The sequence below is a fragment of the Methylorubrum rhodesianum genome (genome assembly GCF_014199985.1).
In the GTDB taxonomy this organism is placed as follows: Bacteria; Pseudomonadota; Alphaproteobacteria; order Rhizobiales; family Beijerinckiaceae; genus Methylobacterium; species Methylobacterium rhodesianum.
On the sequence record NZ_JACHOS010000002.1, the window covers coordinates 52062 to 68146 of the forward strand.

A 16085-nucleotide genomic window follows, 5' to 3' on the forward strand; every position below is an offset into this window, starting at 1 on the left:
TCTCTGCCGACCGGAGCCGGCGCGCGCCGCCATGGCGCCAAACGAAAACGGCGGCCGTGAGGCCGCCGTTTCCATCGATCCGTCAGGCGTCGATCAGTAATCGACGGTGATGCTGGAAGCCTCGCGGCCCTTCTGGCCCTCGACCACGCCGAGCGTGACCTGCTGACCTTCGGCCAGGGAGTCGAGGCCCGCGCGCGACAGGGCCGAACGGTGGACGAACACGTCCTTGCCGCCATCGTTGACCGAGACGAAGCCGAAGCCCTTGGCTGGATCGTACCACTTCACGGTGCCGGTCATCTCGACCGACGGGCCGGAGGCGAAACGCCCGCCGCCGCCGCCGCCGCCGAAGCGATCACGGCCGCCGCCGCCGAAGCGGTCGCCGCCACCACCGAAGCGGTCGCCACCACCACCGAAGCGGTCGCCGCCGCCGAAGCGCGGGCCCTCGCGACGCGGCGGGGCCGCCTCGGCCGTCGAAGTGTCGACGCTCGTCACCGCGGTGACCTGCGGACCCTTCTGGCCCTGAGCGGTCTGGACCGTCAGGCGCGTGCCGGGCAGGAGGTCGTCGTGGCCGGCGGCCTCGACCGCGCGGATGTGGAGGAAGGCATCGCCGGAGCCGTCGCCGAGCTCCACGAAGCCGAAGCCCTTCTCCTTGTTGAACCACTTCACCGTGGCGTCACGCTCCGGACCCGACGGGGCCGCAGCCGCGCGGGCCGGGCCGCGGTCGAAGCCGCCGCCGCCGCCGCCGCCGTAGCCGCCACCGAAGCGGTTGCCACCGCCGCCGCCGCCGCCGAAGCGGTCACCACCGCTGGGGGGCAGTTCGTCCGGCCAACGCGGCTCGGCACCACCCTCATCGAAGCCGCGCTTCTGCGGCCCCCTGAAATCACGACCACGTCCCATTGAAAGCTCGCAAAAACCGTCCGCCCGCCAAGTCTCGAATACCGCGTGCGCGCTATCTCGAGACAGCCGACGCGCCGCACTATCATCCCCCCGGCTGCGGCTACCGGGAGCGATGCCTCAGGTCTGACGCAATCCCGTCCATACCGCAAGGATCTTCTAACCGATCCGTGCTTCAGGCTCCGCATTTTCGCGGTGAAACTGCTTACGTACCCCTTTTGGGAAGGCGCGAGCGCCGATCCGGGTTGCACGCAAGGGACGTAGTTCAGAACGATTCTCGTGCGTGATTCTCAGGGTTCGGCGACGCTTTAGGGAAACGCAAACCCGACCGCGCCTAGGACTTGTCGTGAAACGCTCCGGATCCGAACCGGGCGCCGGCCACCGATGATCGCAACTCCGACCTTTCCGGATCTCTCCGCCCTCGTCGTGGACGAGAGCCTCTACATCCGCCGCATCGTGCGCGACATGCTGATGCGCGTCGGCATCAAGCGCGTGCTGGAGGCGCCCGACGGCGCGGAGGCGCTCGGCGTGCTCGCCGAGAGCAAGCCGGATCTCACCATCATCGACTGGGATCTGGCGATCCTGTCGGGCGAGGAATTCATCCGGCTGGCCCGCACGCCCGCCACCTCGCCCTCGCCGACGGTGCCGATCATTCTGATGCTGGCCCAGCCGCGCCGCAACGTCGTCGATCGGGCGATCGCGCTCGGCGTCAACGAGATCATCGCCAAGCCGTTCTCGCCCAAGACGCTGTGGTCGCGCCTCGACGAAGTGATCAACCGCCCGCGGCCGTTCTCGCAGGTGAAGAGCCTGCTGCGTCCCCTGCCCCGCGCCAACGGCCTTTCGAAGGTGGGAGCGATCTGACCGGAGCGCCCGGAGAGGCGGATCAGGTCCGGCGCAGGCGCCGTCGATGGACGATGCCGACCCGATCCGCCGGCGGTGTCGCGATATCGAAGCCCGACAATTCGCCGATGCCCCCGACCTCGTCGAGGCCGCGTTCGGTCACCGCGATCCGGAAGCCGCCCGCATCGGGCGTGACTGTGTAGAGATAATACGAGGCGCGGCGGTTCGTGAGCAGCGTGCGCGCCGAGGCCGAAGGTGCGCCCACCACCGGCACCGGCCGCCCATCCGGCCCGACGATCTGCGCCACCGTGCCGACGTGGTTGTGCCCGTGCAGGATCAGATCCGCTCCCGCCCGTCCGATCATCGCGGCGAAGGCGGCGGCGTCCTTCAATTCCCGTCCCGCGGCCGCGCCGCCCGGATGCGGCGGGTGGTGGATCATCACCACCCGGCAGGGCCGGTCCGGCGCCGTCGCGAGGCCGCGCAGCAGGCGCTCGGCCGCCTCGATCTGCGGCACGCCGAGGCGGCCGCTGGCCACGAAGGGTTTCGTCGGAATCGCCGAGGACAGTCCGACCAGGGCGAGCGGCCCGCGGCGCCGCAGGTAGGGAAAGAGACGCGTCTGCCCGTCATCGGCCTCGGTCCAGCCGCCGCAGGCGGCGAGCAGCCCCTCCAGGGAGCCGCGGACATAGGCGTCGTGGTTGCCGGGCACGAAGCTGACCCGCTCGGCCGGACCCAGCGCCTCTAGAAAGAGCCGGGCGCTCTCCCACTCGTCCGGAAGGCCGAGATTGCACAGGTCGCCGGTGCAGGCGACGTGATCGACCCCTTGATCGTGCAGGTCGGCGATCAGGGCGCCGAGCAGGTCCATGTCGTGGTGGTGACAGCGGCCACGGCGCCAGTTCACGTAGCCGGCGGCCCGCTTGCTCAAAAGCTGGCGCAGGCGCGGCCGCGGCAGCGGCCCGACATGAGGGTCGGTGAGGTGGGCGAGACGGAACATGCGTCGCCCCGCATCGCGGCAACGCGCGCCGGCGTCAATATCGGGCACTTTGCCGCACCGGTCGGCGTCTGTTTCAGCACATAGGCGCTGTGTCTTTTGTTAAATTTCTTGGCCCATCCGTTGCGTCCGTTGGTCCGTCGGAGGTAGACAGCCGCCGATCCGGTCGCTTCGGCACGAGGGGCAGCCGGCCTCAGTTCGAGCGAAGCGGGACAGGGCGGTCCGAACTCATGGGCCTGATCAAGACCATCGGCCGCAAGCCCGGGGTGCAGCGGGTGCTCGCCACCGTCGCCTCGGGCTATCTCCGTCTCGTGCGGCGCACTAACCGCTTCACCGTGGAACCGGCCGACGCCTATGCCCGGCTCGACGCCCACGGGCCGTTCATCGCGGCGATGTGGCACGGCCAGCACATCATGATCTCGTTCATGCGCCGGCCGCAGGACCGGGTCGCGACGATCATCTCGCGCTCGCCGGACGGCAACATCAACACCATGGCCCTGACGCGGATGGGCGTGCGGGTGATGCGCGCCTCCGGTGCCCGCGGGCGCGCCGTCAAGGACGTGCGCGCCAAGGGCGGCGCCGAAGGGTTGCGGGCGATGGTCAAGGCGCTGAAGGGCGGCGAGACCGTCGCATTCTCCGCCGACGTGCCCAAGGTCTCCCGCGTCTGCGATGCCGGGATCATCATGCTCGCGCGGTTCTCGGGCTGTCCGATCGTCCCCGTCGCGGTGGTGACGAGCCGGCACATCCGCTTCAATTCCTGGGACCGGGCCTGCCTCGGCCTGCCCTTCGGCCGCGGGGCCATGGTGTTCGGCGAGCCGACCTTCGTCCCCCGCGAGGTCTCGCCCGAGGCCGTCGACGCCCTGCGCCAGCGGGTCCAGGCCGAGCTGAACCGTGTTCACGACCGGGCCTACACCCTCGTCGGACGGCCGGATCGGGTCGGCGGCGCTCCCGCCGCCGCGCCGCAGGGCAGCCCGGCGTGAGGGTGCCGAAGCTCCCCGTCGCGCTGCGCGCCTACCGCTACGGGCTCTATCTCGGCGAACCGGCGGTGGCCGGCCTGCTGGCCTGGCGCTCGCGCCGAGGCAAGGAGGATCCGGGGCGGCTCCCGGAGCGGCGCGGCCTGCCCGGACGTGCACGGCCGGTCGGCCATCTCGTGTGGATGCACGGCGCGAGCATCGGCGAGGCGCTCTCCCTCGTCGGCTTGATCGAAGGCATGATCGCCCGCGGCTGCTCGGTCCTCGTCACCACCGGCACGCGCAGCGCGGCCGACCTGTTGAGCAAGCGCCTACCCGCGGGTGCCGTGCATCAGTACATGCCGCTTGATGCGCCGCGTTGGATCGAGCGCTTCCTCGCGCATTGGCGGCCGGATCTGGCCATCGTCGCCGAATCCGAGATCTGGCCCAACACCATCATCTCGCTCCATCGTCGCGGGATCCCGCTCGTGCTCGTCAACGGCAGGATGTCGGAGCGATCGTTCAAGGCCTGGACGCGCTCACCCGACACCGCTCGGGCGCTGCTGTCGCGCATCGCCGTCTGCCTCGTGCAGACCCGGGAGGACGGCGAGCGCTTCGCTCGGCTCGGCGCGCCGCGTATCAACGTCGTCGGCAATCTCAAATACGATTCCGCCGTGCCGCCTGCCGATTCGCAGCAGCTCGCCTATCTCGGCGACATGATCGGTGACCGGCCGGTCTGGGTCGCGGCCAGCACTCATCCCGGTGAGGACGAGATCATCGCCCGCGTCCACGCCGGACTGAAGCCGCGCTTCCCGCGCCTGCTGACGGTGATCGTGCCGCGCCATCCGCGCCGGGGCGAGGAGGTGGCGCGCATCGCCGCCGATGTCGGCCTGCGCGTGAGCCGGAGGGCCAAGGGCGGGCGACCGCTGCCCTCCATCGACCTCTACGTTGCCGACACCCTCGGCGAACTCGGCCTGTTCTACCGGCTCTGCCCGCTCGTCTTCCTCGGCGGCTCGCTGGTGCCGCACGGAGGCCAGAACCCGATTGAACCGGTGCGTCTGGACAGCGCCATCCTGCACGGGCCCCACGTTCACAACTTCCACGAGCCCTACGGCGCGCTCGATGCCGGCGCCGGAGCGCGCCCGGTCGCGGACGAGGCGGAGCTGCTGACGGCCGTCGGTGATCTGGTCGCCGATCCGCGGGCGCTGGCGGCGATGTGGGCCAAGGGCCAGGCGGCGCTCGTGCCTCTCGAGGGCGCGGTGGCACGCACCTTCGCGGTGCTCGAACCCTACGTTGCGCAGATGAAGCTCTCCGCACGCGAGCGCGGCTGAGATCCTGATGCGACCGCCCGGCTTCTGGTCCCGGCCCCCCTCGCATCCCCTCGCCCGGCTCCTGGCACCGGCCGGCCGGCTCTACGGCGGCCTGAGCGCGGATCGGATGGATCGGGCCGGTGCGATGCCGCCCTGTCCCGTCCTGTGCGTCGGCAACTTCACCCTCGGCGGTGCCGGCAAGACGCCGACGGCTCTGGCGCTGGCCCGCCTCCTGCGGGAGCTCGGCCGAGCCCCGGCCTTCCTCAGCCGCGGCTACGGCGGCCGGATCGCCGGGCCGCTGATCGTCGATCCCGCGCGGCATGCGGCGGCGGAGGTCGGTGACGAGCCGCTGCTGCTGGCGCGGGCCGAGACCACGGTGATCGCCCGCGACCGCCCGGCCGGCGCGCGCCTCTGCGCCGAGGCCGGCGCCGAGGTGATCGTCATGGATGACGGCCTGCAGAATCCGAGTCTCACCAAGACGCTCTCGCTCGCCGTGGTCGATGGCGGTGCCGGCAACGGCAACGGCTTGCCCTTCCCCGCCGGGCCGCTGCGGGCGCCGCTCGCTCGCCAGTGGCCGCATGTCGCCGGACTCGTGCTGGTCGGCGAGGGCGCGCCCGGCGAGACTCTGGCGGCGGAGGCGGGCGGCCGGGGCTTGCCGGTCCATCGTGCCCGCCTCGTGCCCGGGGAAGCATCGGGCTGGGCCGGATGCCGCGTCGTCGCCTTCGCCGGGATCGGACGCCCGGAGAAATTCTTCCAGACGTTGCGGAGCCTGGGCGCCGAGATCGTGGCCGAGCGGGCCTTCCCCGATCATCATCCCTTCCGGCCGGACGAACTGGCGGTGCTGTCGGCGCTCGCCGCGCGCGAGGGCGCCGAACTCGTCACCACGGAGAAGGATGCGGTCCGCCTCCCGGCCGAGGCGCGCGCCGCGGTGCGGGTGCTGCGGGTCGCCCTCACCTTCGACGACGAAGCGCGGCTGCGTCGGCAGCTCGAAGCGGCGTTCCCGCGTGCCTGACCCGCGGGGATCGTTCACGGCCGGCCGATGGACGAACCGCGGCGCGCCTTAGCGGGCCGCGCCGATCTCCTTCAGGCGCTGCATCGCCGCCTCCGGCGTGGCGTAGGCCTCCTGGCGATCGACGTTCCAGTAACGCAAGGCATCGAGCGGGATCGGCTCTCCGGTCACCGCGCAGCGCACGTAGGTGCCGGGCTTGATCACCCGCATGGTGCCGTCGCCGTACTCGACCTTGGCTTCGCCGCCGGCCGATCCCCGATCGTAGCGTCCGAGCATTGTGTGGGCTCCCGGTGCAGCGCCCGCGCGCGCTCGGACTGCCTTAGAAGCCCGGCACGGCCCTGTCGATGGGCCCACCTCTCGACAGGGCACCCGGCCTCGGGCCAAACGAAACACGCTTCACGTCGCTCCGGGATTATCCGTGACCGAGCCTGACCTCGATGCCCTGTTCGAAGCCGCCGCAGCGGTGCGCGGGAGGGCCCACGCGCCCTATTCCGGGTTTCAGGTCGGCGCCGCCTTGCGGGACGAGGCCGGGCGCATCCATGCCGGCTGTAACGTCGAGAACGCCGCCTACCCGGTCGGCACCTGCGCCGAGGCCGGCGCCATCGCCGCGATGATCGCGGCCGGCGGACGACGGATCGACGCGATCCTCGTGCTCGCCGACAGTCCCTCCCCGGTCACTCCCTGCGGCGCCTGCCGCCAGCGCATCCGCGAATTCGCCGGCCCCGGCACGCCGATTCTCTCGGCCGGTCTCGACGGGCTGCGGGCCCACTACACGCTCGATCAGCTGCTGCCCACCTCCTTCGGCCCGGAGCACTTCGTCCATGGTACCTGAGGAGATGGCGCCTGAGGACGCGGCCGTCGCGCATCTGCGGGCGGAGGGCTTCGCCGGCCCCTACGATCTGGCGATGGTCACGGGGACCGGGCTTGGCGCCCTGGTGGAGGCGGTCGAGGAGCGTCGCAGCCTCGCCTACGCGGCGATCCCCGGCTTCCCCGCCCCCGGCGTGACCGGCCACAGCGGGCGACTTCATCGCGGACGCCTCGCCGGGCGACCGGTTCTCGTCTTCGAGGGTCGCACTCACGCCTACGAGCGCGGCGATGCCGCGGCCATGCGCGTGCCGCTTGCCGCCGCGCGCGCCCTCGGCGCCGGGAGGCTGCTGCACACCAACGCCGCCGGCTCGCTCAGGCCGGAGGTCGGCCCCGGCCGCCTCGTGATGCTGGACGACCACATCAACCTGTCGGGTCTCAACCCGCTGATCGGCGAGGGGAGCGACGCCCGTTTCGTGTCGATGACGAATGCCTATGACCCTGAGCTGCGCGTCGCTCTTGGTGCGGCAGCGGCGGAGATCGGGCTGCCGCTGTCGACGGGCGTCTACGCCTGGTTTTCCGGACCAAGCTTCGAAACCCCCGCCGAGGTGCGCATGGCCGGCATCCTCGGCGCCGACCTCGTCGGAATGTCGACCGTGCCCGAGACGATCCTCGCCCGCTTCTTCGGGATCCCGGTCGCCGCGATCTCGGTGGTGACCAATCTCGCGGCCGGGATCGCGGGCGGCGACCCTCACCATGCCGAGACCAAGGCGGTCGCCGCGCAGGCGGGGACGGACCTGGCCCGGCTCGTCGCCGCTTTCGTCGGCCGCCTACCCGAAGCGTGAGGAGCGCGGATGACCGCCACACCCCCCCTTTCCCCCCAGGACGCGGCCGGCGTGGCCCGGCGCGCCCTGCCTCTGCTCGATCTCACCGATCTGAGTGATGCGCCCACGGCCACCGCGGCCGAAGACCTCTGCGGGAGGGCCCGCGCGAGCGGCGTCGCCGCCGTCTGCGTCTGGCCCGATTTCGTCGCGGGATGCGTTCGGGCGCTGTGCGGCAGCGGCGTACGGGTTGCCACCGTGATCAACTTCCCGCAAGGCGGCGACGACGTCGCGCGCGCCGTCGCGGAGACCCGCGCCACCCTCGCGGACGGCGCCGACGAGATCGATCTCGTCCTGCCCTATCGCGCGCTGATGCGCGGCGACGCGGACGGCGCCCGCGCGATGGTCGCAGCCGTGCGCGACGTTTGCCCCGGCAGGCTCCTCAAGGTGATCCTCGAGACCGGCGAACTCGAAGAGCCGGCGCTGATCTCCCGGGCGAGCCGTCTGTCGCTCGAAGCCGGTGCCGATTTCATCAAGACCTCCACCGGCAAGACGCCGCTCTCCGCCACGCTGCCCGCCGCCGCGATCATGCTGGAGGCGATCCGCGCCGGCGCCGGGCGGCCGGCGGGGCTCAAGGTCTCCGGGGGCCTGCGCCGGGTCGAGGATGCGAGCGCCTATCTCGCCCTCGCGGATCGAGTGATGGGGCCGGATTGGGCGAGCCCGGGCACATTCCGGATCGGAGCGAGCGCGCTTCATGCCGAACTCGTGCGCGCCCTGGAGGCCGCCCCATGAAGCTTCCCCAGGAGATCATTCGCGACAAGCGCGACGGTCGGACTCTGTCGGAGGCCGACATCGCCGGCTTCATCGAGGGCCTGACGCGGGATCGGGTCACCGAGGGGCAGGCCGCGGCCTTTGCCATGGCGGTGTTCTTCCGCGGTCTCTGCCTCGACGAGCGCGTGGCGCTGACCCGTGCCATGACCCAGTCGGGCACCGTGCTCGCGTGGGATCTGCCCGGACCGGTCCTCGACAAGCACTCCACCGGCGGCGTCGGCGATACCGTGAGCCTTCCCCTGGCGGCCATGGTCGCGGCCTGCTGCGGCTTCGTGCCGATGATCTCCGGGCGCGGCCTCGGCCATACCGGCGGCACGCTGGACAAGCTTGCGAGCATTCCCGGCTACGACGTGGCGCCGGGCCTCGATCGGTTCCGGCGGGTCACGGCCGAAGTCGGCTGCGCCATCATCGGCCAGACCGCCGACCTCGCGCCCGCCGATCGGCGCCTCTATGCGATCCGCGACGTCACCGGGACGGTCGAGTCCCTCGACCTCATCACCGCCTCGATCCTCTCGAAGAAGCTTGCGGCCGGGCTCCAGGGCCTCGTCATGGACGTGAAGACCGGCTCTGGCGCCTTCATGGCGCAACGCGCCGAGGCGCGGGCGCTTGCGGAGAGCATCGTCACGGTGGCCAACGCGGCGGGGCTCCGCACCCGCGCCCTCGTGACCGATATGGACGCGCCCCTGGCCTCCAGTGCCGGAAACGCGGTCGAGGTGGCCTACGCCGTCGATTACCTCACCGGCCGCGCCCGCGAGCCGCGTTTCCACGCGGTGACCCTGGCGCTCGCCGCCGAGATGCTGGTGATCGGCGGACTCGCCGCGGATGTTGCAGAGGCGGAAGCGCGGCTGACGGCGGCCCTCGAGTCCGGCCGCGCCTGCGAGGTGTTTGCGCGGATGGTGACGGCGCTCGGCGGACCGGGCGATCTCGTGGAGGCACCCGAACGCTACCTGAAGCGGGCGCCGGTCGTACGGCCGGTGACGGCGCCCAGATCGGGCGTGGTGGAGCGCATCGAGACCCGCGCCATCGGCCTGGCGGTGATCGACCTCGGCGGCGGCCGAACCCGGCCGCAGGACTCCATTGATCCGAGCGTCGGGTTCACCGGCCTGGTTCGGCCCGGCGATCGGGTGGAGAAGGGCGATCCGATCGGGATGGTCCATGCGGCTGACGAGGCGAGCGCCGCGCGGGCCGAGTCGGCCCTGCGGAGCGCCTATCGAATCGGTATGGTACCGGATGCGTGCGAGCCCGTGGTGGAACGGCTCGGCTAAAGGAACCGCAGCTCAGGGAGGGCCGCGGTCTCTCCCCCACTCGTGGAGCGGGGGAGAAGGCGCTCCGGCAAGGCAAAGGGGGCGGATGAGGCTTGCCGCCCCATCCGCCCCCCGCTGGCCTGCCGTTCGCCTACCAGTGATGATGGTGGCCCCCGTGGCGGCGATGGCCCCAATGGCCATGGTGATGGTGGCGATGACCCCAGCCATGGTGGTGATGGCCCCAATGGCGGCGATGATGACCCCAGTGCCCGTGATGGCGATGGCCCCAGTGCCGCGGATGGTGACGGTGGCCGAAATGGTGATGGTGCCACTGCACCGTCTCAACCGTCGCCTCCGACGCCAGGGCCGCCGCCGGAGCCGGCGCCAGCGGGGCGGCGTCGGCGACTGTGACGCCGCCGAAAAGCCCCCCGGCCATCAGCGCGAGTGCGGCCAGCGCGAAGCGAGAGCGACGCGGTGAGGATGGTTCCGACATCGTGTGACCTCCGTTCATTGGGCCGTCCTGGCGGCCTTGAGAGCGAAGCTAGAAGCCACCCGATGAACGTGTTCTGAGCGGATTGCGTACATTGAGAAACAAGGACGCGCAGAATCGGCGCAGTGGATCGACCGCCGAGCGTCCCGGTCGAGAAGAGAAACCGTTCGATCAGCCGGGATCGATCGTTGCAGCCCCGCGATACTCGCTCGGGACTACCGGAACGTGTTTCAGCCGGTCCGGCTCACCTTGCGAATGTCAGACGGCGCCGCTCTTCGCCTCGGGGCGCCGGTACACCCACACGCGGGCCGGAGGCAGGTTGAGCCAGACCTTGTTGGAGCGGCTCGCGGTGTAGCTGCCCGCCTCGCACTTGGCCGGGATCGGCGGCACCACGGCATAGGTGAACTGGACGAAGGGGGCACCCGGATGCATCAGGTCGTGAGCGCCTTGGAGAAGGTCGAGGCGCTGCTCCAGCGGCTTGGTGAAGAGCGGCAGGCTGGAGATGGTCGCGGCGCAGGGGCCGTCGAGCTTGTCGCGCAGCGTCTCGCGGATCCGGTAGGCGTCGCCGCAGATCACGGTCACGCCCGGGAAGCGTCGGCGCAGCAGCGTGCAGAAATCGGGATTGAACTCGACGAGGACGAGCCGCTCCGGATCGAAGCCCCGGCGAATCAGGGCCTCGGTCACCGGGCCGGTGCCCGGTCCGAGTTCGATCACCGGACCGGCGACGTTCGGATCGGCATAGGCGGCCATGGTGCGCGCCAGCATCCGGCCCGACGGTGTCACCGCGCCGGTGACCAGCGGGCGCTCGAACCAGGAGCGCAGGAAGCGCGCCTCGTCCTCCAGGGGATCCTTGCGCTCGCGAATGACGCGTGTGGCGGCGACGGCTCGGGCACTGGAACGGCGAAGCGGCGGCACGTCCGAAGGTCCTCGGCTCATCATGGTTGCGACAGGCTAGACGACGAAAACCCGCGGGCAGTCAAGCTTCGCTGCACGGCGTCGGGTGCATGACCGCAGCGATGAGCCGCGATCATAACCGGTGGAATCCGGCGTTTGATCCCGTGAGACGGGAGCGGATCATGCCCGCGTCGAGCCGCTCACGAAGAAGTCCCGCACCTTGGAGAAGAACCCGGCGCTCTCCGGGTGGTTCTCGTCCGAGGCGCTCTGATCGAATTCCTGCAGCAGCTCGCGCTGGCGCTTCGTCAGGTTCTGCGGCGTCTCCACCGAGACCTGGATGTAGAGGTCGCCGACCTCCCGCGAGCGCAGCACCGGCATGCCCTTCCCCTTGATGCGGAACTGCTTGGCGGTCTGCGTGCCGGCCGGGATGCGCACCTGCGTCTGCGAGCCGTCGATCACCGGCACGGTGATCTCGCCCGAGAGCGCCGCCGTCACCATCGAGATCGGCACGCGGCAGAACAGGTCGGCTCCGTCGCGCTGGAAGAACGGGTGCGGCTTGATCGAGAGGAACACGTAGAGATCGCCCGAAGGCCCGCCGCGCAGGCCGCTCTCGCCCTCGCCCGCGAGCCGGATGCGAAGGCCGTCATCGACGCCCGCCGGCACGTTGATCGAGAGCGTGCGCTCGCGATTGACCCGGCCGGCACCGGAGCAGGACGGGCAGGGATCGTCCACCACCTCGCCGCGGCCGTGGCAGTTCGGGCAGGTCCGCTCGATGGCGAAGAACCCCTGCGCCGCCCGCACCCGGCCGTAGCCGCCGCAGGTCGAGCAGGTGCGCGGCTTCGATCCGGCCTTGGCGCCCGTGCCCGAGCAGGTTTCGCAAGCGATCGAGGTCGGGATGCGGATGGTCTCGGTCTTGCCGGCGAAGGCCTCTTCGAGGCTGATCTCGAGATTGTAGCGCAGGTCCGCGCCGCGCTCCCGACCCGGCGCGCCGCCGCGTCCGCGCCCGCCGCCCGGAGCACCGCGACCATCCCCGAAGAAGTTCTCGAAGATGTCCGACATGAAGTCGCCGAACTCGTTGCCGAATCCGGGGCCGCCCGCGCCGCCCTGGCTGAAGGCGGCGTGGCCGAACCGGTCGTAGGCCGCACGTTTCTGGCCGTCGGACAGGCACTGATAGGCCTCGTTGACCTCCTTGAACTTGATCTCGGCTTCCTTGTCGCCGGGATTGCGGTCCGGGTGATGCACCATGGCCAGCTTGCGGAAGGCGACCTTCAGCTCGCTCTCCGAGGCCGTCTTCGCGACGCCCAAGACCTCGTAATAGTCCCGCTTCGACATTCCCGGCCCCTGGAGCCTCTCGTTCGCGCCGGCTGCCCGCTCACGTGCAGAGCCTCGGCCGCGCCGCGATCCGCCTCCCGACTCGGACGGGACAGGCCGGATCGACCTTCGCTTCTGTCGGACGCCCGGCATGGTTGATCCCCGAGCCATGCCCGAGGATCAAGCCGTCCGCGCCGCTGACGATGAAAAAATGATCGGGAGCGGCGCTGGCGCACCGCTCCCGCACGTCCGGACTTACGCGCGCTTCTTGCGCTCGTTCTCGTCCACTTCCTGGAAGTCGGCGTCGATGACGTCGTCCTTCTTGTCGGCCGAGGCCGCGGCGCCGTCGGCGCCGGGCGCGCCCTCGGCCTGAGAGGCCGCGTACATCGCCTCACCGAGCTTCATCGAGGCCTGCATAAGGTCGTTGGTCTTGGCCTTGATGCCCTCGGCGTCCTCGCCCTCCAACGCCGTGCGCAGGGCGGCGATCGCCGTCTCGATCGCGCCCTTGTCGGCGGCCGAGACCTTGTCGCCGTACTCCGCGACCGACTTCTCGGTGGCGTGGATCAGGCTCTCGCCCTGGTTCTTCACCTCGACCAGCTCGCGGCGCTTCTTGTCGGCCTCGGCATTCGCCTCGGCGTCCTTGACCATCTTCTCGATGTCGGCGTCCGACAGTCCGCCCGAAGCCTGGATGCGGATCTGGTGCTCCTTGTTCGTCGCCTTGTCCTTGGCCGTCACGTTGACGATGCCGTTGGCGTCGATGTCGAAGGTCACCTCGATCTGCGGCATGCCGCGGGGCGCCGGCGGGATGCCGACGAGGTCGAACTGGCCGAGCAGCTTGTTGTCGGCCGCCATCTCGCGCTCACCCTGGAAGACCCGGATGGTGACCGCGTTCTGGTTGTCCTCGGCCGTCGAGAAGACCTGGGACTTCTTGGTCGGGATCGTGGTGTTGCGGTCGATGAGGCGCGTGAACACGCCGCCCAGCGTCTCGATGCCGAGCGAGAGCGGGGTCACGTCGAGCAGCAGCACGTCCTTCACGTCGCCCTGGAGCACGCCGGCCTGGACCGCGGCGCCGATGGCGACGACCTCGTCCGGGTTGACGCCCTTATGGGGCTCCTTGCCGAAGAACGCCTTCACCACCTCCTGCACCTTGGGCATGCGGGTCTGACCGCCGACGAGCACGACCTCGTCGATCTCGTTGGCCGACACGCCGGCATCCTTGAGCGCCTTGCGGCAGGGCTCGATCGTGCGCTGCACGAGGTCGTCGACGAGGGACTCGAACTTCGCCCGGCTGAGCTTCAGCGCGAGGTGCTTCGGCCCGGAGGCGTCGGCAGTGATGTAGGGCAGGTTGATCTCGGTCTGCGTGGCCGAGGACAGCTCGATCTTCGCCTTCTCGGCGGCCTCCTTGAGGCGCTGAAGGGCGAGCTTGTCCTTGGTCAGGTCGATGCCCTGCTCCTTCTTGAACTCGCTGGTCAGATATTCGACCACGCGGTTGTCGAAGTCCTCGCCGCCGAGGAAGGTGTCGCCGTTCGTCGACTTCACCTCGAACACGCCATCGCCGATTTCGAGAATCGACACGTCGAAGGTGCCGCCGCCGAGGTCGTAGACCGCGATGGTGCCGGACTTCTTCTTGTCGAGGCCGTAGGCGAGCGCGGCCGCCGTCGGCTCGTTGATGATGCGCAGTACCTCAAGGCCAGCGATCTTGCCGGCGTCCTTGGTCGCTTGGCGCTGGGCGTCGTTGAAGTAGGCCGGGACCGTGATGACGGCCTGCGTCACCGGCTGGCCGAGATGCGACTCGGCGGTCTCCTTCATCTTCTGAAGGGTGAAGGCCGAGATCTGCGAGGGCGAATATTTCTTGCCGTCGGCCTCGACCCAGGCGTCGCCGTTGTCGCCCTTGGCGATCTTGTAGGGCACGAGGCCCTTGTCCTTCTGCGTCAGCGGATCGTCGTAGGTCCGGCCGATCAGACGCTTGATCGCGAAGAAGGTGCGTTCCGGATTGGTCACGGCCTGCCGCTTGGCGGGCTGGCCGACGAGGCGCTCCCCGTCGTCGGTGAACGCGACGATGGACGGTGTGGTGCGGGCGCCTTCCGCATTCTCGATGACCCGCGGCTGCGTGCCTTCCATGACGGCCACGCAGGAATTGGTGGTGCCGAGGTCGATACCGATTACTTTACCCATGGTGGGATCCCTCTGTTGGATTTTTCAAGCAGACCGCCGAGCCCCGAAGCAGCTCGACCCATGGCGGTACAAAACATCAGGTTTGAGAACGGGATGGATCCGAAGCGCATCGCCCTTGCGGGTTGTGCTTCCCAGGCCTCGTCCCGTGTCCCGCCGCATATAAGAAGACGGCTACGCCGCCGCAAGAACGTGCCCGAATGCGCGAGTGGACGCTTGAGCGTCGGCCGCTATCCGCCGCCGCGCCGGGCGGTTTCCGGCATTCGGCGCTCAGACGAGGGCTTGTTTGTTGCCAGGCTGCCACGTCCGCGCCACGGGTGGCATGCTAGGACGGTGGGATACGGCCCGTGAAGTGGCTTCAAACCGGGAGGCCGACGGCCTGATGTTCCTGCCCGTCTCCGAGAGAATGTCCGCGCGGAAGGTCCGGAGGACGGTTCGCCCGACTCGTGCCGCGATCGGCGGGCTGCTCCTGCTCGCCGGATCGGCGGTGACCGCCTCCACCCCGGCACGGGCTCAGAATTTCTTCGAGGAGCTGTTCGGCATCGGACGGGCGGCGCGTCCTCCGCAGCCGCCGCGCAACGTTCCCGTTCAGCCGCCGCCGCAGCAGCCGGCCGAGCCGGGCGCTCCAGCACCGGGAGAGGGCGTCGAGGCGCGCCCGAGCGGGCCGGCCCAGCCGCGCCAGCCGGTAGTGCTGCGGGTGCCGGCCGAGGACAACGTCGCGGGGCAGGACCTGCTGCTCAACGGGCTGAACGGCTCCCTGAAGATCGAGCGGAGCGGTTCGGCCTACACCGCCCAGATGACGCTGCCGGGCACCAAGATCTCGCAGCCGACCGAGAACTGCTCGGTCAAGCTCAACGGCGGCAAGCCGGTGCCGCTGAGCGCGGAGGGGCGTGCGCAGGGCGTCTCCCGCTTCTCGGCGGCGAGCGCCGAATGCCCGCTGCGCTTCGAGATCCTCGATGGCAGCGTGCTCGCCACCCCGCTCGGTTCGGGCCCGGCCTGCAGCTTCACCGCGGCGGATTGCGAGACCACGCCGTCGGGCCTGTGGGGGCCGGGTGCGGCGAGCCTGATCCCGCAGGCGGGCGAGTTCGACACCGCCCGCGGCGTCGCCGACAAGGCCGTGCGCGACAACTACAAGATCATGACCCAGCGGGCGCGGGGCGGCGATGTCCGCCCGATCGTGCAGGAGCAGGCAGCCTTCTCCTCAGACCGCGAGCAGGCCTGCCGGACCTATGCCCGCGAGGGCGCGCACGGCTATTGCCACCTGCGCTTCACCGAGGCGCGGGCGATCGCCCTGGCGGTGCGGCTCGGCGCCAACACGGCCGCCCCGACCGCGGCCAACACGCCGCCGCGGCCCCGCCGCAGCCGCGCTCCGGTCGAAGGCATGAACCCGGATGCCCCCGGGGCGGAGCCCTTCGCCGATCAGTAGGCGAGGCTCCGGCTCGCCCGGCGCGGGCGCATCGGCGCCGGCGTCGCATAGGGGGAACCGCGCATTTCGCCAGCGTGTTGGGCCGAGACTCACCCAGAGCG

16 protein-coding genes are annotated in these 16085 nt (G+C 70.4%); 9 read left to right on the forward strand and 7 right to left on the reverse strand.

Features of this window, described 5'->3' with window-relative positions; translation table 11 throughout:
- Window positions 1-93 precede the first annotated feature (93 nt).
- The gene (locus tag HNR01_RS27860; protein WP_153873769.1) at window positions 94-897 is read right to left on the reverse strand and encodes a cold-shock protein; all 804 of its coding nucleotides are present in this window, start codon (window positions 895-897) and stop codon (window positions 94-96) included.
- A 381-nt stretch (window positions 898-1278) separates the two neighbouring features.
- On the opposite strand from HNR01_RS27860, the gene HNR01_RS02715 reads away from it, so the two are divergent.
- On the forward strand, window positions 1279-1755 hold the full coding sequence (locus HNR01_RS02715) for a response regulator (RefSeq protein ID WP_017486227.1): 477 nt from the start codon (window positions 1279-1281) through the stop codon (window positions 1753-1755).
- A gap of 22 nt (window positions 1756-1777) precedes the next feature.
- On the opposite strand, the gene HNR01_RS02720 is transcribed toward HNR01_RS02715, so the two are convergent.
- Complete coding sequence (locus tag HNR01_RS02720) at window positions 1778-2725, reverse strand: metallophosphoesterase family protein (RefSeq protein ID WP_153873768.1); 948 nt, start codon at window positions 2723-2725, stop codon at window positions 1778-1780.
- Between the two features lie 227 nt (window positions 2726-2952).
- On the opposite strand from HNR01_RS02720, the gene HNR01_RS02725 reads away from it, so the two are divergent.
- Genes HNR01_RS02725 through lpxK form a run of 3 tightly spaced genes read left to right on the forward strand, consistent with a single transcriptional unit; the run spans window position 2953 to window position 5994 of the window.
- The gene (locus tag HNR01_RS02725) at window positions 2953-3702 is read left to right on the forward strand and encodes a lysophospholipid acyltransferase family protein (RefSeq protein WP_017486225.1); all 750 of its coding nucleotides are present in this window, start codon (window positions 2953-2955) and stop codon (window positions 3700-3702) included.
- Window positions 3699-5003 (forward strand): 3-deoxy-D-manno-octulosonic acid transferase, encoded by a 1305-nt coding sequence (locus HNR01_RS02730; protein ID WP_183666486.1) that lies wholly within the window; start codon window positions 3699-3701, stop codon window positions 5001-5003. The genes HNR01_RS02725 and HNR01_RS02730 overlap by 4 nt, the downstream gene beginning before the upstream one ends.
- A gap of 7 nt (window positions 5004-5010) precedes the next feature.
- Complete coding sequence (lpxK, locus tag HNR01_RS02735; RefSeq protein WP_183666488.1) at window positions 5011-5994, forward strand: tetraacyldisaccharide 4'-kinase; 984 nt, start codon at window positions 5011-5013, stop codon at window positions 5992-5994.
- Between the two features lie 48 nt (window positions 5995-6042).
- Here lpxK and HNR01_RS02740 read toward each other — a convergent pair whose 3' ends face one another.
- Window positions 6043-6267 (reverse strand): DUF2093 domain-containing protein, encoded by a 225-nt coding sequence (locus HNR01_RS02740; protein WP_017486222.1) that lies wholly within the window; start codon window positions 6265-6267, stop codon window positions 6043-6045.
- Between the two features lie 142 nt (window positions 6268-6409).
- On the opposite strand from HNR01_RS02740, the gene HNR01_RS02745 reads away from it, so the two are divergent.
- From HNR01_RS02745 to deoA, 4 genes are read left to right on the forward strand one after another with little or no spacing between them, the layout of a single operon-like run.
- Complete coding sequence (locus HNR01_RS02745; RefSeq protein WP_183666490.1) at window positions 6410-6823, forward strand: cytidine deaminase; 414 nt, start codon at window positions 6410-6412, stop codon at window positions 6821-6823.
- A 4-nt stretch (window positions 6824-6827) separates the two neighbouring features.
- Window positions 6828-7640 carry a purine-nucleoside phosphorylase gene (locus tag HNR01_RS02750; RefSeq protein WP_183666893.1) on the forward strand — a complete coding sequence of 271 codons (813 nt, stop codon included), beginning with the start codon at window positions 6828-6830 and terminating at the stop codon, window positions 7638-7640.
- A gap of 9 nt (window positions 7641-7649) precedes the next feature.
- Window positions 7650-8408: a deoxyribose-phosphate aldolase gene (gene deoC, locus HNR01_RS02755; RefSeq protein ID WP_183666492.1), complete on the forward strand. Its 759-nt coding sequence runs from the start codon at window positions 7650-7652 to the stop codon at window positions 8406-8408.
- Complete coding sequence (deoA, locus tag HNR01_RS02760) at window positions 8405-9712, forward strand: thymidine phosphorylase (RefSeq protein ID WP_183666494.1); 1308 nt, start codon at window positions 8405-8407, stop codon at window positions 9710-9712. The genes deoC and deoA overlap by 4 nt, the downstream gene beginning before the upstream one ends.
- A 130-nt stretch (window positions 9713-9842) precedes the next feature.
- Here the strand turns inward: deoA and HNR01_RS02765 are convergent, their stop codons facing one another.
- The 4 genes from HNR01_RS02765 to dnaK form a co-directional block, all read right to left on the reverse strand.
- A complete protein-coding gene (locus tag HNR01_RS02765; protein ID WP_183666496.1) occupies window positions 9843-10184 on the reverse strand; it encodes a hypothetical protein in 342 nt (113 codons plus the stop codon).
- A 255-nt stretch (window positions 10185-10439) separates the two neighbouring features.
- Window positions 10440-11096 (reverse strand): class I SAM-dependent methyltransferase, encoded by a 657-nt coding sequence (locus tag HNR01_RS02770; protein WP_183666498.1) that lies wholly within the window; start codon window positions 11094-11096, stop codon window positions 10440-10442.
- 159 nt (window positions 11097-11255) lie between these two features.
- Window positions 11256-12407, reverse strand: coding sequence for a molecular chaperone DnaJ (gene dnaJ / locus HNR01_RS02775; RefSeq protein WP_017486214.1), 1152 nt, complete (start codon window positions 12405-12407; stop codon window positions 11256-11258).
- Between the two features lie 234 nt (window positions 12408-12641).
- Window positions 12642-14561 carry a molecular chaperone DnaK gene (gene dnaK, locus HNR01_RS02780; RefSeq protein WP_183666500.1) on the reverse strand — a complete coding sequence of 640 codons (1920 nt, stop codon included), beginning with the start codon at window positions 14559-14561 and terminating at the stop codon, window positions 12642-12644.
- 379 nt (window positions 14562-14940) lie between these two features.
- On the opposite strand from dnaK, the gene HNR01_RS02785 reads away from it, so the two are divergent.
- The gene (locus HNR01_RS02785) at window positions 14941-15984 is read left to right on the forward strand and encodes a hypothetical protein (protein WP_183666502.1); all 1044 of its coding nucleotides are present in this window, start codon (window positions 14941-14943) and stop codon (window positions 15982-15984) included.
- Window positions 15985-16085 lie beyond the last annotated feature (101 nt).